At 71.4% G+C, this 18,947-nt stretch carries 19 protein-coding genes; 11 read left to right on the top strand and 8 right to left on the bottom strand.

Annotated elements, in window-relative coordinates:
* Window positions 1–167: 167 nt before the first annotated feature.
* Window positions 168–380, top strand: coding sequence for a hypothetical protein (locus RBXJA2T_RS05220; protein ID WP_009856285.1), 213 nt, complete (start codon window positions 168–170; stop codon window positions 378–380).
* A gap of 46 nt (window positions 381–426) precedes the next feature.
* Entirely contained in the window at window positions 427–1,035 is a 609-nt protein-coding gene (locus RBXJA2T_RS05215; protein WP_009856284.1) for a TetR/AcrR family transcriptional regulator, read from the top strand.
* Between the two features lies 1 nt (window position 1,036).
* Here RBXJA2T_RS05215 and RBXJA2T_RS05210 read toward each other — a convergent pair whose 3' ends face one another.
* From RBXJA2T_RS05210 to RBXJA2T_RS05200, 3 genes are all read right to left on the bottom strand, one after another.
* Window positions 1,037–1,459, bottom strand: a complete 423-nt coding sequence (locus RBXJA2T_RS05210; RefSeq protein WP_009856283.1) for a universal stress protein — start codon at window positions 1,457–1,459, stop codon at window positions 1,037–1,039.
* 89 nt (window positions 1,460–1,548) lie between these two features.
* Window positions 1,549–2,325 carry a metallophosphoesterase gene (locus tag RBXJA2T_RS05205; protein ID WP_009856282.1) on the bottom strand — a complete coding sequence of 259 codons (777 nt, stop codon included), beginning with the start codon at window positions 2,323–2,325 and terminating at the stop codon, window positions 1,549–1,551.
* A 90-nt stretch (window positions 2,326–2,415) separates the two neighbouring features.
* Window positions 2,416–4,284, bottom strand: a complete 1,869-nt coding sequence (locus RBXJA2T_RS05200; protein ID WP_009856281.1) for a phosphoenolpyruvate carboxykinase (GTP) — start codon at window positions 4,282–4,284, stop codon at window positions 2,416–2,418.
* 217 nt (window positions 4,285–4,501) lie between these two features.
* On the opposite strand from RBXJA2T_RS05200, the gene RBXJA2T_RS05195 reads away from it, so the two are divergent.
* On the top strand, window positions 4,502–5,068 hold the full coding sequence (locus RBXJA2T_RS05195) for an MOSC domain-containing protein (protein ID WP_009856280.1): 567 nt from the start codon (window positions 4,502–4,504) through the stop codon (window positions 5,066–5,068).
* Between the two features lie 61 nt (window positions 5,069–5,129).
* Here the strand turns inward: RBXJA2T_RS05195 and RBXJA2T_RS05190 are convergent, their stop codons facing one another.
* On the bottom strand, window positions 5,130–6,224 hold the full coding sequence (locus RBXJA2T_RS05190) for an alkene reductase (RefSeq protein WP_009856279.1): 1,095 nt from the start codon (window positions 6,222–6,224) through the stop codon (window positions 5,130–5,132).
* A gap of 60 nt (window positions 6,225–6,284) precedes the next feature.
* On the opposite strand from RBXJA2T_RS05190, the gene RBXJA2T_RS05185 reads away from it, so the two are divergent.
* Both RBXJA2T_RS05185 and RBXJA2T_RS05180 read left to right on the top strand, forming a co-directional pair.
* Window positions 6,285–7,139: a 23S rRNA (adenine(2030)-N(6))-methyltransferase RlmJ gene (locus RBXJA2T_RS05185; protein WP_029718421.1), complete on the top strand. Its 855-nt coding sequence runs from the start codon at window positions 6,285–6,287 to the stop codon at window positions 7,137–7,139.
* Window positions 7,140–7,146: 7 nt separating this feature from the next.
* The gene (locus RBXJA2T_RS05180; RefSeq protein ID WP_009856277.1) at window positions 7,147–8,571 is read left to right on the top strand and encodes a hypothetical protein; all 1,425 of its coding nucleotides are present in this window, start codon (window positions 7,147–7,149) and stop codon (window positions 8,569–8,571) included.
* Between the two features lie 183 nt (window positions 8,572–8,754).
* Here the strand turns inward: RBXJA2T_RS05180 and tgt are convergent, their stop codons facing one another.
* The gene (gene tgt / locus RBXJA2T_RS05175; protein ID WP_009856276.1) at window positions 8,755–9,885 is read right to left on the bottom strand and encodes a tRNA guanosine(34) transglycosylase Tgt; all 1,131 of its coding nucleotides are present in this window, start codon (window positions 9,883–9,885) and stop codon (window positions 8,755–8,757) included.
* 14 nt (window positions 9,886–9,899) lie between these two features.
* Window positions 9,900–10,934: a tRNA preQ1(34) S-adenosylmethionine ribosyltransferase-isomerase QueA gene (gene queA, locus RBXJA2T_RS05170; protein ID WP_009856275.1), complete on the bottom strand. Its 1,035-nt coding sequence runs from the start codon at window positions 10,932–10,934 to the stop codon at window positions 9,900–9,902.
* A gap of 74 nt (window positions 10,935–11,008) precedes the next feature.
* On the opposite strand from queA, the gene recG reads away from it, so the two are divergent.
* Window positions 11,009–13,048 carry an ATP-dependent DNA helicase RecG gene (recG, locus tag RBXJA2T_RS05165; RefSeq protein ID WP_009856274.1) on the top strand — a complete coding sequence of 680 codons (2,040 nt, stop codon included), beginning with the start codon at window positions 11,009–11,011 and terminating at the stop codon, window positions 13,046–13,048.
* Between the two features lie 258 nt (window positions 13,049–13,306).
* Window positions 13,307–14,122 (top strand): pyrroline-5-carboxylate reductase, encoded by an 816-nt coding sequence (proC, locus tag RBXJA2T_RS05160; protein WP_009856273.1) that lies wholly within the window; start codon window positions 13,307–13,309, stop codon window positions 14,120–14,122.
* A 65-nt stretch (window positions 14,123–14,187) separates the two neighbouring features.
* Here the strand turns inward: proC and RBXJA2T_RS19435 are convergent, their stop codons facing one another.
* Window positions 14,188–14,439 (bottom strand): hypothetical protein, encoded by a 252-nt coding sequence (locus RBXJA2T_RS19435; RefSeq protein WP_009856272.1) that lies wholly within the window; start codon window positions 14,437–14,439, stop codon window positions 14,188–14,190.
* Between RBXJA2T_RS19435 and RBXJA2T_RS05155 the strand changes: the two genes are divergently transcribed.
* From RBXJA2T_RS05155 to RBXJA2T_RS05145, 3 genes are read left to right on the top strand one after another with little or no spacing between them, the layout of a single operon-like run.
* Complete coding sequence (locus RBXJA2T_RS05155; protein WP_009856271.1) at window positions 14,438–15,010, top strand: hypothetical protein; 573 nt, start codon at window positions 14,438–14,440, stop codon at window positions 15,008–15,010. The two genes, RBXJA2T_RS19435 and RBXJA2T_RS05155, sit on opposite strands and share 2 nt — an antisense overlap.
* Window positions 15,007–16,152, top strand: a complete 1,146-nt coding sequence (locus RBXJA2T_RS05150) for a M48 family metalloprotease (RefSeq protein WP_050801736.1) — start codon at window positions 15,007–15,009, stop codon at window positions 16,150–16,152. The genes RBXJA2T_RS05155 and RBXJA2T_RS05150 overlap by 4 nt, the downstream gene beginning before the upstream one ends.
* On the top strand, window positions 16,149–16,745 hold the full coding sequence (locus tag RBXJA2T_RS05145; protein ID WP_009856269.1) for a hypothetical protein: 597 nt from the start codon (window positions 16,149–16,151) through the stop codon (window positions 16,743–16,745). Before RBXJA2T_RS05150 ends, RBXJA2T_RS05145 begins: the two co-directional genes overlap by 4 nt.
* 29 nt (window positions 16,746–16,774) lie before the next feature.
* Here RBXJA2T_RS05145 and ubiA read toward each other — a convergent pair whose 3' ends face one another.
* Window positions 16,775–17,659: a 4-hydroxybenzoate octaprenyltransferase gene (ubiA, locus tag RBXJA2T_RS05140; protein ID WP_009856268.1), complete on the bottom strand. Its 885-nt coding sequence runs from the start codon at window positions 17,657–17,659 to the stop codon at window positions 16,775–16,777.
* 208 nt (window positions 17,660–17,867) lie between these two features.
* Here ubiA and RBXJA2T_RS05135 point away from each other — a divergent pair, with 208 nt between their 5' ends.
* Window positions 17,868–18,866 (top strand): acyltransferase family protein, encoded by a 999-nt coding sequence (locus RBXJA2T_RS05135; RefSeq protein ID WP_081467591.1) that lies wholly within the window; start codon window positions 17,868–17,870, stop codon window positions 18,864–18,866.
* The last annotated feature ends 81 nt before the right edge of the window (window positions 18,867–18,947 follow it).

The raw sequence follows: 18,947 nt of genomic DNA, 5'->3' as shown, positions 1-18,947 counted from the left end.
GGGGATGCCGTTCGCCGAAGGGGCGCGGATTGTAGTGACGCCGGCACGAGGCGCGTGCCGGTGCGTGCACTCCGTCACGCGGCGTCACGAACACGGGACAACCCGGGCTCCACGCCGGGCGCGCAGGGCCGATGCTGGTTACACACAGCGACAAGAGGAGACCCGACATGAACACGCAGCGCACGACCGGTTGGTGGCACCGCCTGACGCGCCGTGCGGCCGCGGCGTCTCCCGACGAACAGGACGCGGCCGACCTCGGCACCTGCTTCGGCCTCGAGGCCGTGCTGCAGGCCGAGGCCGAGGCGAGGGCCCGGCCCTCGCCGGCTCCGAGGCCGGCGCCGATGCCGGCGGCGGCGCCGGCGCCTCGTCCTGCCACCTGAAACCCGGCCGTCCGCGCCGGCTGCACGGCGCCGATAGAATTTCCGCATGGCAAGACTGTCGTTTCGCGAACAGGTGCTGAGGGTTCGCGAAGACGCGATCGTCGCCTCGGTCAACCGGCTGCTGGCCGAAAAAGGCTTCGACCTGATGACGGTCGACGAGGTGGCGGCCGACGTCGGCATCGCCAAGGCGAGCCTGTACAAGCACTTCCCGTCCAAGGAGGCCCTGGCCGCCGCGGCGATGGTGCGCCTGCTCGAGCAGACGCACAGCATCGTCGAGAGCCAGGATGCCGAACGCGCCATCGACCGGCTGGCCTCGGTGACACGCTGGGCGCTGCACCTGCAGATCGCCGGCGAGATGCCGTCGCTGCCGTCGCAGAACTCGACGCTGCGCGCCGAGCTGCTGGCCAACAAGGCCTACGTGGACCTGCTGATGGAAGTCAGCGACCGCCTGGGCGAGTGGATCGTGCAGGCCCAGGCCGACGGCGACATCGACCCGGCGCTGCCGCCCGAGGTGGCGCTGTACACGATCTTCGCGCGCGCCTGCGACCCGGTGCCAGCCTATCTGAAGGCCGGCGGCCGCTACAGCGACGAGCAGATCGTCGAGTGGGTGCTCGCGGTCTGCATGAACGGGCTGCGCCCGCGCGCCGCCGGCTGAATCAGCGGATCAGCAGCGCCGGCGTCTTGCAGCGCGCCAGCACCTTGGTCGCCACCGAGCCGAGCACGAGGTTGGCCAGGCTGCCGTGACCGTGCGAGCCGAGCACGACGAGGTCGTAGTCGCCCTTCTCCGCCAGCGCGACGACGACGTCGGCCGCCGGGCCGACCTTGTAGACGAAGTCGGCCTTGATGCCCTGCTTGGCGAAGAAGGCGCGGATCGGCTTGAAGACCTTCTCGGCCTCGTCCTCGTAGTGCGACTTCAGCACCGCCTTGTCGAGCACCGCGGCGGCACGCGGGGGCACGGCGCCGACGGCGTTGACGATCGTGTACTGGTGCTGGCCACCGAACCAGTCGTCGTGGGCGGCGAGATAGGCCAGCATGCGCTTGGTGAACTGGCTGCCGTCGACTGCGGCGAGGATCTTCATGCGCGGGGTCTCCTAGTTCTGGTGCATCGAGTGTGGCACCGCACCGCCGCCGCGGCGCGATTCCCCCCAGCGCGGCACTCGGAACTCGATCAGACCTCGATCGGCTTGAAGGGGTCGAGCCCCTCGTGCTCGGCCTTCTTCTGCAGCCCGCGCGCCTGGCAGACGACACGCGTCGGACGGGCCCCGGCGCGCTCGACGCGGTAGTCGTGGCGGCAGTGCAGGTGGCCGTGCAGCCAGAGATCGGCGCGCGGGATCAGGTCGTCGTCGGCGTTGCAGAAGCTGGCCGTGCCGGGCTGGCGGCCGTAGCGCGGGTCGGCGCTCCTCAGGCTGGGGCCGAAGTGGGTGACGACGACGGTGGCGTCCCAGCGGCCGCGCGGCGGCTCGGCCAGCGTGGCCTCGAGCCAGGCGCGGCAGGCCAGCGCCTCGGCGCGCACCGCCTCGACGTCGAACGGCCGGCCGCCGCGGCGCGCTTCCATCAGGCGCATGAAATAGGCCGCGGCGCGCTGGGCGCGCTCACGCTCGGCGGCGCCGAAGAGGTCGAAGTCGTTCCAGCGCACCGTGCCGGCGAAGCGGATGCGGCGTCCGTCGGCGGCCCCGACGACGACGGTCTCGCGCTCCAGCAGCTTCAGCCCGTGGCGCGCACAGGTCTCGGCCAGCGCCGGCCAGGCCTCGTCGAGCTCGCGGCCGTCGAACTCGTGGTTGCCGGCGACGACGAGCACCGGCACCGGCCAGCCGGCGAAACGTTCGTAGGCCGTCCAGGTGGCGTCGACGTCGCCGGCCAGCACCAGCAGCTCGGCGCCGGGCGCGGGCTCGGGGTCGAAGTGTTCGCTTTCGAGGTGCAGGTCCGACAGCAGCTGGATCTTCATCGTGGCGCGTGCAGCAAAACAAAACGCCCGGCCGAAGCCGGGCGTTGCAGTCTCGCACGGGCCGTGACGGGCACGGCCGCGGCAGGGGGATCAGGCCGAGAGGCGCTCCTCGAGGCGCGCCATCGTCGCCGGCAGCTCGGCCGGCAGGCCGGCGGCGAGCTGGTTGAACAGCTCGGCGTGCAGCTTGAGCTCCTGCTTCCAGGCTTCGGGGTCGATGCCGATGACGCTGGCGAACTGCTCCTTCGTGAAGGCCAGGCCGTCCCAGCGCAGGTCCTCGTAGCGCGGGCTGACGCCGAAGACGTTCTCGACGCCGTCGCCGGCCGTGCCGTCGGCACGCTTGAGCATCCACTCCAGCACGCGCATGTTGTCGCCGTAGCCCGGCCAGACGAACTTGCCGTCGGCGCCCTTGCGGAACCAGTTGACGCAGTAGATGCGCGGCAGCTTGGCGCCCTGGGCCTGCAGCTTGGCGCCGGTGTCCAGCCAGTGCTGGAAGTACTCGGCCATGTTGTAGCCGCAGAACGGCAGCATCGCGAACGGGTCGCGGCGCACGACGCCTTGCGCACCGGCGGCGGCGGCGGTCGTCTCCGAACCCATCGTGGCGGCCATGTAGACGCCTTCGGTCCAGTTGCGCGCCTCGGTCACCAGCGGCACCGTCGTCGAGCGGCGGCCGCCGAAGACGAAGGCGTCGATCGGCACGCCGGCGGCGTTGTCGTAGTCGGGGTCGAGCACCGGGTTGTGGATCGACGACACCGTGAAGCGCGCGTTCGGGTGCGCGGCCTTGGCGCCGGTTTCCTTGGCGATGGCCGGCGTCCAGTCCTTGCCCTGCCAGTCGATCAGGTGCGCCGGCGGCTCGTCGGTCATGCCTTCCCACCAGACGTCGCCGTCGTCGGTCAGCGCGACGTTGGTGAAGATGGTGTCGCCCTTGATCGAATCCATGCAGTTCGGATTCGTCTTGTAGTTCGTGCCCGGGGCGACGCCGAAGTAGCCGGCCTCGGGGTTGATCGCGTAGAGGCGGCCATCGGCGCCCGGCTTGATCCAGGCGATGTCGTCACCGATGGTCGTGACCTTCCAGCCGTCGTAGCCGGCCGGCGGCACGAGCATCGCGAAGTTGGTCTTGCCGCAGGCGCTCGGGAAGGCGGCGGCGATGTGGTACTTGCGGCCCTCGGGGCTGGTGACGCCCAGCACCGTCATGTGCTCGGCCAGCCAGCCTTGTTCGCGGCCCATCGTCGAGGCGATGCGCAGCGCGAAGCACTTCTTGCCCAGCAGCGCGTTGCCGCCGTAGCCCGAGCCGTAGCTCCAGATCTCGTGCGTCTCGGGGTAGTGCACGATGTACTTGGTCTTGTTGCAGGGCCAGGCGACGTCCTTCTGGCCCGGCTCCAGCGGCGCGCCGACGGTGTGCACGCAGGGCACGAACTCGCCGTCGGCCCCCAGCACGTCGTAGACGGCCTTGCCCATGCGCGTCATCAGGCGCATGTTGGTCGCGACGTAGGCGCTGTCGCTCAGCTCGACGCCGATGTGGGCGATGTGCGAGCCCAGCGGGCCCATCGAGAACGGGATGACGTAGAGCGTGCGGCCCTTCATCGCGCCCTTGAACAGCGCCTTCTCGCCGGTCTGCAGCAGCACGCGCATCTCGGCCGGGGCCATCCAGTTGTTCGTCGGGCCGGCGTCTTCCTTCTTCTCGCTGCAGATGAAGGTGCGGTCCTCGACGCGCGCGACGTCGCTCGGGTCGCTCTTGGCGAGGTAGCTGTTCGGGCGCTTGGCCGGGTTCAGGCGCTGCATCGTGCCGGCGTCGACCAGGCGTGCGCACAGCGCGTCGTACTCGGCTTCGGAGCCGTCGCACCAGTGCACGTCGGCGGCTTCGGTCAGCGCGGCGATCTCGGCCACCCAGGCCACCAGGCGGGCATGCTTGACGTACTCGGGCACGTTCAGCTGCAGGCCTTCCAACGCGGGACGGTTCATGGACACTCCAGTTCTGTTCGGACAGTCAAAAAAGGCGGAATCTGGTCAGCTCCCCCTCGCGGAGAAGTTCACCGGATGCCGCCCATCCCGGGCCCTCCCGGGCAGATGAGAATTCGCGCAAGCAATGTAATCGCGTCGTACCTTGCTCGACGGACAGCCCCATGCAAATTCCGAATAGTTCAATGCCGCCCGCGGTGGCGGCAGCGGTGTATTTCCGATGAAGCTGCTCAGCGTCAACGTCGCGGCAGCGCATGAACGCCTGATCGGCCAGCGCAAGGTGCTGACGGCCATCGACAAGCGCCCGGTCGACGGCGAGGTGGCGGTCCAGCCGCTGGGGCTGGCCGGCGACGAACAGGCCGACCTCTCGGTGCACGGCGGCCTGAGCAAGGCGCTCTACGCGTACCCCAGCGAGCACTACGCCTTCTGGCGCACGGTGCGCGCCCAGGCCCGGGTCTCGGGCTGGGACGACACGCTGCCGCCGGGCGCACTCGGCGAGAACCTGACGCTCGAAGGCGTGCTCGAGGACGGCCTGCACGTCGGCGACCGCCTCGTCTTCCCGGGCTGCGTGCTGGCCGTCAGCGAGCCGCGGTTCCCCTGCTTCAAGTTCAACGCGGTGATGGGTTTCCCGCAGGCGTCCAAGCTGATGGCGCAGTCGGGCTTCTGCGGCAGCTACCTGGCGGTCATCGAGCCGGGCACGATCGCCGCCGGGCAAAACTTCGAGCTGGTGCCGGGGCCGCGCGAAGTGAGCATCCGCGAACTCTTCCGCGCCCGGGTGCGGGCCTGAACCCGCCGTCCCCGGCGGGAACCACGACGCGGCGCCGGAGCGCCGCGTCGCGGGGCCGCGATCAGGCGGCGTCCAGCGTCGGGTAGTCGGTGTAGCCCTCGGCGCCGCCGCCGTAGAGCTTGGGCACGTTCAGCGCGTTCAGCGCCGCGCCGCGCTGCAGGCGCAGGCCGAGGTCGGGGTTGGCGATGAACGGGCGGCCGAAGGCCACCGCGTCGGCCGCGCCCGAGGCCACGGCTTGCAGCGCCATCTCCCGGTCGTAGCCGTTGTTGACGATCCACGGGCCGCTGAAGTGGCGGCGCAGCGCGGCGTAGTCGAAGGGCGCGACGTCGCGCGCGCCGCCGGTCTGGCCTTCGACGACGTGCACGAAGGCCAGGCCCAGGGGGGCGACCTTGTCCAGCGCCAGCGCGTACAGCGACTGCGCATCGCTGTCCTGCGCCGCGTCGTTGACCGGCGTCACCGGCGAGATGCGCACGCCGGTGCGGCCGCCGCCGATCGCGCCGGCCACCGCCGTCAGCACCTCGGCGAACAGGCGCACGCGGTTCTCCGCCGAGCCGCCATAGGCGTCGGTGCGGTCGTTGATGCTGTCGCGCAGGAACTGCTCGATCAGGTAGCCGTTGGCGGCGTGCACCTCGACACCGTCGAAGCCGGCCTCGATGGCGCAGCGCGCGGCATGCACGTAGGCGGCGACGACGCCCGGGATCTCGTCGGTGCGCAGCGCACGCGGCGCCGAGCAGTCGACGAAGCCGTCGGCGGTGAAGGTCTTGGACTTGGCCACGCGCGCGGTGGACGACACCGGCGCCACACCGCCGGGCTGCAGCGAGACGTGCGAGATGCGGCCGACGTGCCAGAGCTGGATCACGGCGCGGCCGCCTTCGGCGTGGATCGCCTCGGCGATGCGGCGCCAGCCGGCAACCTGCTCGGGCGAGTAGATCCCGGGCGTGTCCAGGTAACCCTGGCCTTCGGGGCAGATCTGCGCCGCCTCGGTGACGATCAGGCCGGCGCCGGTGGCCGGGTTGGCACGCTGGCGGTAGTACTCGACCATCAGGTCGTTCGGAACCTGGCCGGCGCTGGCGCGGTTGCGGGTCAGCGGGGCCATGACGATGCGCGAGCCGGCGTCGATGTCGCCGTAGCGGATGGGGTCGAAGAGAGTGCTCATCCACCGAGATTACTGCGGCGCAGCATTCCTTGCAGGCCGGCCATGGCACAGTCCGGCCCCATGCTCGCCTACCGACACGCGTTCCACGCCGGCAACCATGCCGACGTGCTCAAGCACCTCGTGCTCGTCTCCGTGCTGCGCCACATGGCGCAGAAGGAGAAGGGCTTCCGCGTCGTCGACACGCACGCCGGCGCCGGCGGTTATTCGCTCGAGAGCCGCTACGCGCGCCAGAAGGCCGAATACGCCGCCGGCATCGAACGCCTCTACGACGCCGCCGACCTGCCGCCGGCACTGGCCGACTACGTCGCCCAGGTGCGCGCCTTCAACGGCGACGGCGCCCTGAAGCAGTACCCGGGCTCGCCGGCCATCGCCCTGCAGCTGCTGCGCCCGCAGGACCAGCTGCGCCTGTTCGAGCTGCACCCGACCGACCACCGCATCCTGGCCTCGTTCATGGCCGACGCGCCGAACGTGCAGGTGGCGATGAAGGACGGCTTCGAGTCGCTGAAGTCGCAGCTGCCGCCGACCACCCGCCGCGGCGTCGTGCTGATCGACCCGCCGTACGAGATCAAGACCGACTACACGCGCACGCTGGCCGCCTTGCGCGAGGCGCTGGAACGTTTTGCCGACGCCGTCGTGATCATCTGGCTGCCGCAGCTGCAGCTGCTGGAGTCGCGCCAGCTGCCGCAGCGGCTGAAGGCCACGGCCGACAAGCACGCCAAGAAAGGCTGGCTGAACGCCCGGCTGACGGTGGCCAGCGCCGACGCGCGCGGTTTCGGCATGCTGGGCTCCAGCGTCTTCGTCGCCAACCCGCCGCACACGCTGCACGAGGCGCTGGCGCCGTGCCTGCCGCTGCTGGCGCGCACGCTGGGCGAGGGCCAGGGCCAGCACGCGCTCGAGAAGTCGACCCACGCCTGAGGCCGACATGACGAGCACCGGGAGGACGCACCTCGTCGCCGGCGCGCTGGCGCTCGCGGCGTCGATGGCGAATGCGCAGACCGCGCAGACGACGCCCGCGGCGCTGATCGCCGGTTTCGAACGCACCGAGCTGCCCGGCGGCGAACACATGGGGCTGGCACAGATCGCCTACCTCGTCGAGTTCGCGCCCGGCTGGCGCGCCGGCCCGGCGCTGTACGGCGCCGCCACCGGCCAGCGCGGCGGCCTGTTCACCTGGGGTGCCGAGGCGCAGAAGCTCTGGCGCTTCGGCGCGCGCTGGCAGGCCGTCGGCGGGCTGTACGTCGGCGGTGGCGGCGGCGCCAGCGCGCCGGTGGGCGGCGGCCTGATGCTGCGCCCGCATGCCGACCTGCTCTACGGCTTCGACGGCTGGGCGCTGGGTGTCTCGGCCTCGCAGCTGCGCTTCCCGAACGGCGACATCCGCAGCTCGCAACTGGGGCTGGTGCTGAGCGTGGACGACCGTTTCGAACACGGCACGCCGGGCGTCGCCTGGCGCGGCAGCGACGCCTCCTGGCTGCGTGTCGACCGCCTCGTGCTCGGCGGCGGCTCTTATGCCGAGCAGGCGCCGGGCGCCGACTCGCTGGGCGTCATCAGCCTGCGCGCCGAACACGATCTCGGGCCGGTCTGGATCGCGAGCGCCGAAGCCGGCGCCGCGGTGCAGGGCGACGGCGACGGTTATGCCGAGTTCGGCGCCGGCCTGGCCGCGCTGTGGCCGACGCCGCTGTCCGGCCTGCGCGTCGGCGGCCGCGCGATGCTGGGCCTGGGCGGCGGCGGCGCCGTGCCGACGGGCGGCGGCATCATCGGCAAGGCCGCGTTGCTGGCGCGCTGGCAGATCGCCGGGCCCTGGAGCCTGGAACTCGAAGGCGGGCGTGTGCACGCCTTCAGCGGCGGCGACCTCGACAGCCACTACGCGATGCTGTCGCTGGGCCGCAGCTTCGGCGCGCCCGACGCCGGCGCGCCGGCGGTCGAGACCGAGTTCGCGCTCGCGGCGCAGAGCTACGACGCGCAGCGCCGCGACGGCAGCCGCCGCCGGCTCGAGACCGTCGGCCTGAAGATCAGCCGCGCGATCAACGAACGCTGGTACGTCACCGGCCAGGCCTACGGCGCGGTGACCGGCGGGGCCGGCGCCTACTCGGTCGGCCTGGTCGGGCTGGGCGCACGCTGGCCGATGGGCGGCGGCTGGCGCGTCGGCGCCGAGGCGCTGGCCGGTGCGGCCGGCGGCGGCGGTGTCGAGAGCCAGGGCGGCGCCATCGTGCAGCCCAAGGTCTGGGTCGGCACCGACGTCGGCCGCCACGGCCGGCTGCAGCTGGGCGCCGGTTACATCCGCTCGCTGCGCGGCGAGTTGTCGGCGCCGCTGGTCGAGCTGAGCTGGGGCGTGGCGCTCGGCCGGCCCTGACGCCGGCCTGGCGCCGCAAGACGGGGCAGGTCGCAGAAGACGGGGTCAGGTCTTGCGAGAAGACGGGGTCAGGTCTTACGAGACCTGACCCCGGGCCACTGGCGCCAAAAGACGGGGTCAGGTCTTGCGAGACCTGACCCCTGGCCCGTGACCCCTGACCCGTTGCGCGGCGGGCGGCTTGCGTCAGCCGATCCCGCGCGACCGGTCGGCCTTGAACTGCTGGCGGAAGGCCTCGAAGCGGCCTTCGTCCAGCGCCTCGCGCACCTCGCGCATCAGGTTCAGGTAGTAGTGGATGTTGTGGATGCTGGCCAGCATCGGGCCCAGCATCTCGCCGCAGCGGTCGAGGTGGTGCAGGTAGGCGCGGCTGAAGTTGCGGCAGCAGTAGCAGCTGCAGGTCTCGTCGACCGGACGGTCGGACGCGCGGTGCTTGGCGTTGCGGATCTTCAGGTCGCCGAAACGCGTGAACAGGTGGCCGTTGCGCGCGTTGCGCGTCGGCATCACGCAGTCGAACATGTCGACGCCGCAGGCCACGCCGTCGACCAGGTCCTCGGGCGTGCCGACACCCATCAGGTAACGCGGCTTGTGTGCCGGCAGCCGGTGCGGCGTGTGCGCCATGATGCGCAGCATCTCGTCCTTGGGCTCGCCGACGCTGACGCCGCCGATCGCGTAGCCCGGCAGGTCCATCTCGACCAGCGCGTCCAGCGACTCCTGGCGCAGATGCTCGAACATGCCGCCCTGGACGATGCCGAACAGCGCGTTCGGGTTCTCCAGCCGCTCGAACTCGGCGATGCAGCGCTTGGCCCAGCGCCGGCTCAGCTCCATCGACGCACGCGCCTGGGCCTCGGTCGTCAGCTGGCCCTTGGTCTCGTACGGCGTGCACTCGTCGAACTGCATGACGATGTCCGAATTGAGCACCGTCTGGATCTGCATGCTGACTTCGGGCGTCAGGAACAGCTTGTCGCCGTTGACCGGCGAGGCGAACTTGACGCCCTCCTCGCTGATCTTGCGCATCTCGCCCAGGCTCCAGACCTGGAAGCCGCCGCTGTCGGTGAGGATGGGCTTGTTCCAGCCTTCGAAGCGGTGCAGGCCGCCGAAGCTCTGCAGCACGTCCAGCCCCGGGCGCATCCACAGGTGGAAGGTGTTGCCGAGGATGATCTGGGCGCCGGCTTCCTCCAGCGAGCGCGGCAGCACGCCCTTGACGGTGCCGTAGGTGCCCACCGGCATGAAGATCGGCGTCTCGACGACGCCGTGGTTCAGCGTCAAACGACCGCGGCGCGCATGGCCCTCGGTCTTCAGCAGTTCGTATCGCAGCATGGGATGGGGAAAGTTCAGGCGCGGCGCTCGAGCAGCATCGCGTCGCCGTAGCTGAAGAAGCGGTAGCGCGCCTCGACGGCATGGCGGTACAGCGCGTGCATGTGCTCGAAGCCCGTGAACGCGCTGACCAGCATCAGCAGCGTGCTCTTGGGCAGGTGGAAGTTGGTGACCAGCAGGTCGACGACGCGGAACTCGAAGCCCGGGCGGATGAAGAGGTCGGTGTCGCCGGCGCCGGCTTCGAGAGCGCCGCCGATCGCCGCCGACTCCAGCGCACGCAGCGTCGTCGTGCCGGCGGCGACGATGCGCCCGCCGCGCGCACGCGTCTCGCGGATCGCCTCGACGGTGGCGGCGTCGACCTCCCAGCGCTCGCGGTGCATGCGGTGCTCGTCGAGGTTCTCGGCACGCACCGGCTGGAAGGTGCCGGCGCCGACGTGCAGCGTGACCGCGGCGCGCTTCACGCCGCGGGCGTCCAGCGCCGCCAGCACGCCGGCGTCGAAGTGCAGCGACGCGGTCGGCGCGGCCACCGCGCCGGGGCGCGCGGCGAACACCGTCTGGTAGCGCTCGACGTCCTCGGCGGCGTCCTCGTGCGTGATGTACGGCGGCAGCGGCACGTGGCCGTGGCGCTCCAGCAGCACGAAGGGGTCGTCGGGCAAGCGCAGGTGGAACAGCGAGCCGTCGACGCCGTCGCGGCCCAGGACCTCGGCGTCGAAGGCGTCGGCGAAACGCACCGTCGTGCCCGGGCGCGGCGACTTGCTGGCGCGCAGATGCGCCAGAACCTCGTGGCCGCCGAGCACACGCTCGACCAGCGCCTCGACGCTGCCGCCGGTGGGCTTCTCGCCGTGCAGCCGGGCCTTGATGACGCGGGTGTCGTTGAAGACCAGCAGGTCGCCCGGGGCCAGCAGCTGCGGCAGTTCGCGGAACACGCGGTCCACCGGCAGCGCGCCGCGGCCGTCGAGCAGGCGCGAGGCGCTGCGTTCGGGGGCCGGGTGCTGGGCGATCAGCTCGGGCGGGAGCGGGAAGTCGAAATCGGAGAGGGCGTAGGAAGTCATCGTGCAGGCTGTACCGGCCTGGAGTCGCGACGGGGGCGATTGTTCCATGCCCTCGGCGGCGACAATCTCGCGCCATGCCGGAAACCGCACGCCAGAGCACGAAATCGGCCCCGCAGCGCGCGATGGAACGCCTGGGCCTGCTGCGCGACATCGACCTCGCGCTGCACCTGCCGATGCGCTACGAGGACGAGACGCGCATCGAGCCCGTCGCCGCGCTGCACGACGGCGACACGGCGCAGGTCGAGGGCGTGGTGCGCAGCTGCCAGGTCGAGATCCGCTCGCGCCGCCAGCTCGTCGTGCGCCTGGCCGACGACAGCGGCGAGCTGACGCTGCGTTTCCTGCACTTCTACCCGTCGACGCAGAAGCAGCTGGCGGTCGGCAGCCGGGTGCGCGTGCGCGGCGAGGTGCGTGTCGGTTTCCTCGGCCGCGAAATGGTGCACCCGACGGTCAAGCGCGTCGACGAGCACACGCCGCTGGCGGCCTCGCTGACGCCGGTCTACCCGGCCAGCGCGCAGCTGCCGCAGGCCTATCTGCGCAAGGCCGTGGCCGCCGGCCTGTCGCGCGCGCCGCTCGACGAAGTGCTGCCGCCCGGCGTCGTGCCACCGGGGCTGCCGCCGCTGCGCGAGGCGCTGCGCCTGCTGCACCACCCGCCGCCGGGCATCGCGATGGGCGCGCTCGAAGACCACAGCCACCCGGCCTGGCAGCGGCTGAAGTTCGACGAGCTGCTGGCGCAGCAGCTGTCGCAGCTGCAGGCGCGGCTGGAACGTTCGCGCCTGGCCGCGCCGGCGCTGCGCGACAGCACGCTGCCGGCACGGCTGCGCACCGTGCTGCCGTTCACGCTGACCGCGGCGCAGGAGCGTGTCGTCGCCGAGATAGCCGCCGACCTGGCGCTGGCGCAGCCGATGCACCGGCTGCTGCAAGGCGACGTCGGCTCGGGCAAGACCGTCGTCGCGGCGCTGGCCGCGGCCACCGCGATCGGTTCGGGCTGGCAGTGCGCGCTGATGGCGCCGACCGAGATCCTCGCCGAGCAGCACTTCAAGAAGCTCGTCGACTGGCTGCTGCCGCTGGGGCTGGAGGTCGCCTGGCTGACCGGCAGCCGCAAGGGCAAGCAGCGAGCCGCGATGCTGGCGAAGATCGCCTCGGGCCAGGCGGCGCTGGTCGTCGGCACGCATGCGGTGATCCAGGAGGACGTGGTCTTCGCGCGCCTGGGGCTGGCCGTCGTCGACGAGCAGCACCGTTTCGGCGTCGCCCAGCGCCTGGCGCTGCGGCGCAAGCTGGAGCTGCAGGCGCTGGAGCCGCACCTCTTGATGATGAGCGCCACGCCGATCCCGCGCACGCTGGCGATGACCTACTTCGCCGACCTGGCCGTCAGCACGATCGACGAGCTGCCGCCCGGGCGCACGCCGGTCGTCACCAAGGTCTTCGCCGACGACAAACGCGAGATGGTCGTCGAGAAGATCCGCGACGAGGTCGCACGCGGGCGCCAGGTCTACTGGGTCTGCCCGCTGGTCGAGGAGAGCGAGCACATCGACCTGCAGAACGCGACGGCCACGCATGCCCAGCTGAGCGAGGCGCTGCCCGGCGTGTCGGTCGGCCTGCTGCACGGCCGCATGGCCGCCGCCGACAAGGCCGCGACCATGGCCGAGTTCTCGGCCGGGCGCATGCAGCTGCTGGTGGCCACCACCGTCATCGAGGTCGGCGTCGACGTGCCCAACGCCAGCCTGATGGTCATCGAGCACGCCGAACGTTTCGGCCTGGCGCAGCTGCACCAGCTGCGCGGGCGTGTCGGCCGCGGCGCGGTGGCCAGCGTCTGCGTGCTGCTCTACACGGCGCCGCTGTCGCCCACCGGCAAGGCGCGGCTGCGCGCGATGGCCGAGACCACCGACGGCTTCGAGATCGCGCGCCGCGACCTCGACATCCGCGGCCCCGGCGAGTTCATGGGCTCGCGCCAGAGCGGCGACGCGCTGCTGCGTTTCGCCGACCTGGCCGAAGACGACGCGCTGCTGGAACGCGCGCGCGAGCTGGCGCCGAAGCTGCTGCGCGAGCAGCCTGCGGCAGCCAAGGCCCACGTCCAACGTTGGCTCGGCGGCAAGGCCGAGTTCCTCAAGGCCTGAAGAGCTGGAGCCCCCAAGCTCGCGTTCGCTCGCTACCCCCGAGGGGGCTCGGCTGGACGCGGACGGTCCAGTGGACCGGCTGCGCCCGCCGAGCGGCCGGGGCACTGCCCCGGCGCGGCCTGCAAGGCCGTCCGCCGACGGACCGGCGAAGCCGGATCCGTGGCGGGAAGCTTGCTCGCGTTCGCCGGGCATCGAAGCCGGCTCGCTGACCGCCCCCCGGCTCTGCGGCTAGCAGGCGACGATGGCTAAACTGACCGAATGAACCCCTCGAACATCGCCTTCATCGGCGGCGGCAACATGGCCGGCGCCTTGATCGGCGGGCTGCTGAAGAGCGGCCGTGCGCCGGCGTCCATCCTCGTCGTCGAGCCTTTTGCGGCGCAACGCGAGCGGCTGCAGCGCGAGTTCGGCCTCGCGCCGCTGGCCGAGGCCGGGCCGGCGCTGGCTTCGGCCGGCATCGTCGTCTGGGCGGTCAAGCCGCAGCTGTTCCGCGACGCGGCGGCGCCCTGCGCGGCGCACGTCGGCGGCGCGCTGCAGCTCAGCGTGATGGCCGGGGTGCGCAGCGACGCGATCGCGCGCGCCAGCGGCAGCCAGCGTGTCGTGCGCGCGATGCCCAACACCCCGGCGCTGATCGGCCGCGGCGTCGCCGGGCTCTACGCACGCGACGCGGTGACGCCGGACGAACGCGGCGCCGTCGAGGCGCTGCTGGCGCCGACCGGGCGCACCGTCTGGGTCGAACGCGAAGCCGACCTCGACGCGGTGACGGCGCTGTCGGGCTCGGGCCCGGCCTACGTCTTCTACGTGCTCGAGGCGATGATGAAGGCCGGCGTCGAGATGGGCCTGCCCGAGGCCCAGGCGCGTGCGCTGGCGCTGGCCACCTTCGACGGCGCGACGGCGCTGGCCGAGGCCTCGCCGCTGCCGCCGGCCGAGCTGCGCGCCCAGGTCACGTCCAAGGGCGGCACGACCTACGCGGCGATCACGTCGATGGAAGCCGACGGCGTCGGCGCGGCCGTCGTGCGCGCGATCGGCCGGGCGCGCGAACGCGCGCGGGAGCTGGGGGACGAGTTCGGCGGCTGAGCCCCCCCGGACAAGGGGCTGCTCTGCCGCAAGGCACGGGCACCCGAGCGGGCTATAACTCGCGGTTACGGGCCGCTCGACAGGCTCGACGGGGGGATCATGAATCCAGCAGCCAGCGGACGCAGAGCGATCGCCTGCGTGATGGCATGTCTCTTGGCCGCGGCGGCATCGGCTGCCGAGCCGTCGTCTTCGGCGCCGCCGGCGCCGACAGCGAAGAAGACGGCAACGAAAGCGGCGCCGCCAGCCCGCGCCTTCGACACCCGCCACGTCGCGCCGGGCTTCGCCGGCCTGAAGGCCCAGGACCGCGTCGCCGTCATGCCTCCCGACATCGAGCTGTTCTCGCTGAGCGCCGGCGGTGTGTCCGAACCGCGCGCCGACTGGACGATGGCGGCCCGGGAGCACATGAAGGCGGCCCTGGCGCAGCGCACCCGCACGCTGGGCCTGGCCGCCGACTTCTTCGACGAGCGCCAGGCCGACGAATTCGCCGAGCCGATCGGCCTCCAGAACGCGGTGGCGTCGGCGATCTGGGTGCACCATGCCGGACAGCGCACCCTGCCGCTGCCGACCAAACACGACAAGCTCGACTGGTCGCTCGGTGACTCGGTGCGGCCGATCGCCCAGCAGGGCGGCCAACGCTACGGACTCTTCGTCTTCGTGCGCGACAGTTATGCCAGTGCGGAGCGCAAGGCCGCGATGATCGGTCTGGCGCTGTTCGGCTTCGCGCTGATGCCTGGGGCGCAGGTCGGCTACGCCTCGCTGGTCGACCTGGAGAGCGGACAGGTGGTCTGGTTCAACCCCTTGGTGCGCATGACCGGCGATCTGCGCGAGATCGATTCGGCCACCGAGACGGTCGCGGAGCTGCTGGGGAACCTGCCCGTCGCGCCATGAAGCGCCGCGCCTGGCTGAAGTGGGGTTGCGCCCACTGCATGCTGCTGTCCGGCGCCGCGCTTGCGGCCGACTGGATGCCGCCCAACCGGCTGGGGCGCCCCGACCCGGCGTCAGACGAAGGCGGGCTGTGGGCGCTGCTGGACCGCGAGGAGACGCGCGTGCGCCGCAGCCCGCTGCGCATGCGTGACGACGGACTGCAGGCCTATCTGGAGGGTGTCGTCGGCCGGCTGGCGGGTGAACACGCGGCGGACATGCGCGTCTACGCGCTGCGCGTGCCGATGTTCAACGCCAGCATGGCGCCCAACGGGATGATGCAGATCTGGAGTGGTCTGCTGCTGCGCGTGGACAACGAGGCCCAGCTCGCCGCCGTGCTGGGACACGAGATCGGCCACTACCTCGAACGTCACTCCGTGGCCCAGCTGCGTGATGCCAAGTCGCGCAGCGCGCTCGGCACTTTTCTGGCGGTCTTCGGCCTCGTCGGTGCCGTCGGCGCACTGGCGACGGTGGGCGGCGCCTATGCGTTCTCGCGGGAGCACGAACGCGAGGCCGACCGCATCGGCGTCGAGCTGATGCGCCGCGCCGGTTACGAGACCGGCGAGGCGTCGAAGATCTGGGGCAACCTGCTGGCCGAACTGAAGGCCGCCGGCGTCGAGGATCCGGCCCAGAACGCGCTGTTCGCCACCCACCCGGCCAACGACGAGCGCCGTGCCGCGCTGCAAGCGCTGACGCAGCAAGACTCCCGCGGCGAAACACGCGAAGCCGAGTTCCGCGCGCTGATCGCGCCCTGGCGCTTCTCGTTGCTCGAGGACGAGCTGCGGCGCCGGCGCTTCGACGAGTCGATCGTGCTGCTCGACCGCCGCTTGGCGAGCGAACCGGGAGACCCCGAACTGCTGTACTTCCGCGGCGAAGCGCGCCGCCTGCGCAACCGCGACGGCGACCTCGACCTGGCGCTGGCGGATCTCGAGCAGTCGGTGCGCAGCGGTCGCGAGCCGGCCGTCGCGCATCGATCGCTCGGCACGCTGCACCGTACGCAGGAACGCCACGATGCCGCACGCCAGGCGCTGCAGCGTTACCTGGAGCGTGCACCCGAGGCACCCGACGCCGCCTTCATCCGACAGACCCTGGAGGAACTCCCGTCATGACTCCCATCGCCACGCGCCGAGGCGCGATCCTCGCGCTCGGCGCGCTGCTGGCCGGCTGCGCGGGCCCGGCATTCGTCGAGGTGGCTCCCGGCGAGACCGTGATCAAGAACCGCCTCGCCGTGACGGCGGGCAGAGCCTGGAACCGTTTCGACAGCTCCGCCGAGGGCAATCAGCACCCGGTCTGGACGCGCGACGGCTTCGCGCTGGACACGCTTCGCTTCTACGTCGGCCTCAAGAGCGGCGACCTGCTGGCACCGACGCCGCGCAACAAGGACGGCGCCAAGCCCCTGGCCTACACCGCCGGTATGGCGCCCCAGGACATCGTCGGGCTGTTCGAGTCGATGGTCTCGCGCGACGGCTCGAGCTTCACGCTCGACAAGATGGAGCCCGCGAGCTTCGCCGGACAGCCCGGCGTGCGCTTCGAGTACACCAGCGTGCGCAAGGGCGACGAGGTGGTCGTGCGCGGAGTCACCTGGTTCGCGGTGAAGAACGGCGAGCTGTTCGCGCTGGCCTTCGCGGCGCCACGCCTGGGTTTCTTCCCGCGCGGGCTGCCCGAGGTCGAAGCGATCGTGCGCTCGGCGCGCCTGGTCTGACGCCGGCGGTGCGCGGCGGGCCGGCCCGCTCAGCGCATCGCCAGGTCGACGACGACCCCGGCGAAGACCGCCAAACCCACCCAGTGGTTGACGCGGAAGGCGCGGAAGCAGCCTTCGCGGCCGCGGTCGCGGATCAGCGACCAGTGCCACAGCGCCTGCGCCGCGGCGGCGGCGATGCCGAGCAGGAACCATGCGCCCAGGCCGAGCGACACGCCGACGACGGCCCAGATCGCGAGGAACAGGCCGTAGAAGGCCATGATGCCGGCGACGTCGAAGCGGCCGAGCGTGATCGCCGAGGTCTTGATGCCGATCTTCAGGTCGTCGTCGCGGTCGACCATCGCGTACTCGGTGTCGTAGGCCAGCACCCAGAACAGGTTGCCGACCAGCAGCCACCAGGCCTGCGGCGGCACCGCGGCGAAGGTCCACTCCTGACCGCCCTGCGCCGCGGCGAAGGCCATCGGGATGCCGAAGCTGAAGGCCACGCCCAGCACCGCCTGCGGCATGGAGACGAAACGTTTGGCGTAGGGGTAGACCAGCGTCACCGCCAGGCCGAAGAACGACAGCAGGATCGTCGGCGGGTTGGTCGTCAGCACCAGCAGGAACGAGACGAAGGCCAGCGCCGCGCCGACGCCCAGCGCGTCGGGCACACCGAGCGCGCCGCTGGTGATCGGACGCTGCGCCGTGCGCTTGACGTGGCGGTCGAACTCGCGGTCGGCGACGTCGTTGATGCAGCAGCCGGCGCTGCGCATCAGCACCGTGCCCAGCGTGAAGACGGCGATCAGGTGCAGACCGGGGAAGCCGTCGGCGGCGATCCACAGCGCGGCCAGCGTCGGCCACAGCAGCAGCAGCCAGCCGGCCGGGCGGTCCCAGCGGATCAGGTCCAGGTAGAGATGGAAGCGGCGCGCGGCGATCACGGCAGCGATTATCCGGCGAGCGGCGGGCCTGGCCGCGACGGCGATGGGGCGGGCTCGCGGGTGACGGGTCACCCGGGGTCGTCACCGCCGCCGGCAGCCGGGACCGCATCCCTCTCGAAGCGGTAGAACCTCGCGGCAAGGGCCCCCGGACCAGAAGGCACTGCGATGGCATCCCTGCAGAATGCCGGCAAGACCAACAGGCTAGTGCATGCAATACGTTCCGGCGCTCGATGGAGTACGTGCCATTGCGGTGCTGGTGGTGCTGGCCTTCCACGCCCGCGTGCCGGGGTTCAACGGCGGTTTCCTCGGCGTCGATCTCTTCTTCGTCCTGTCCGGGTACCTGATCACCCGGATCCTGGCCGAAGAGCACCGGCATCGCGGTTCGATCTCCATCGGCTCGTTCTACCTTCGTCGCCTGCGCCGCCTGTATCCGGCGCTGCTGCTCTTCGTCGGCACCTACCTGCTCGTGGCCGAAACGGTGTTCGGGAACCGGGTCAACCACGTCAGAGACGCGATCGTCACGACGCTCTACCTTTCGGACTACGGACGGGCCTTCTGGCGCGTGCCGGTGGTCCTCCAGCACACCTGGAGCCTGGCGGCCGAGGAGCACTTTTATCTCGTGTGGCCGCTGCTGCTCGTCGGCATCCTGAAGCTCGCCCCGCGCCTTCGGATCGCCAGCCTAGCACTGCTGTTCGTCGCGGCGACGGCATGGCGCTGGAACGTGCTCGGAGAAGGCGACTGGCTGCAGACCTACTACCGTTTCGACACCCGCCTGTCGGGCCTGGTACTCGGGGCCGCGTGCGCCCTCTGGAAGCCGCAGTTCGGCGGCACGGCGGCGCTCGCCGGCTGGGCGATCTTCGCCTGGTGCGTGCACTCCGCGCACTGGTACGGGCGCGACAGCCTGATGGAGATCGCGCTCGCCGCGGAGCTGTCTGCCGCACTGATCATCCTCGGAGCGCAACACCTGAAGGTCTTTGCGTCCGGGCCGCTGACCTGGCTGGGACGCATGTCCTACGGCATCTATCTGTGGCACTACCCATTCGTCTACTGGATGCGCAACGAGGGCCTGCACTGGAGCATCACGTTCCTCGCGGCCGGCGGCGCCGCGATCACCTGCGCGGCGCTGTCGTACTACACGATCGAACGGACTTTCCGATCGCGCCGCGCACGGCGTGCTGGTCCGCCCGGATCGGCCGCAGGCGCCTGACCGACGCCGGCCACGGCCGTGCAGCCAATGCCGGCCGGTGCACGCCCCCAGGCGATGCTGGCGCGCCCGCCCACCGGCGCG

It is taken from the genome of Rubrivivax benzoatilyticus JA2 = ATCC BAA-35 (assembly GCF_000190375.1).
GTDB lineage: Bacteria > Pseudomonadota > Gammaproteobacteria > Burkholderiales > Burkholderiaceae_C > Rubrivivax > Rubrivivax benzoatilyticus.
Note: the sequence above shows the minus strand (reverse complement) of the source record. Positions and strands in the feature narration are given on the sequence as shown.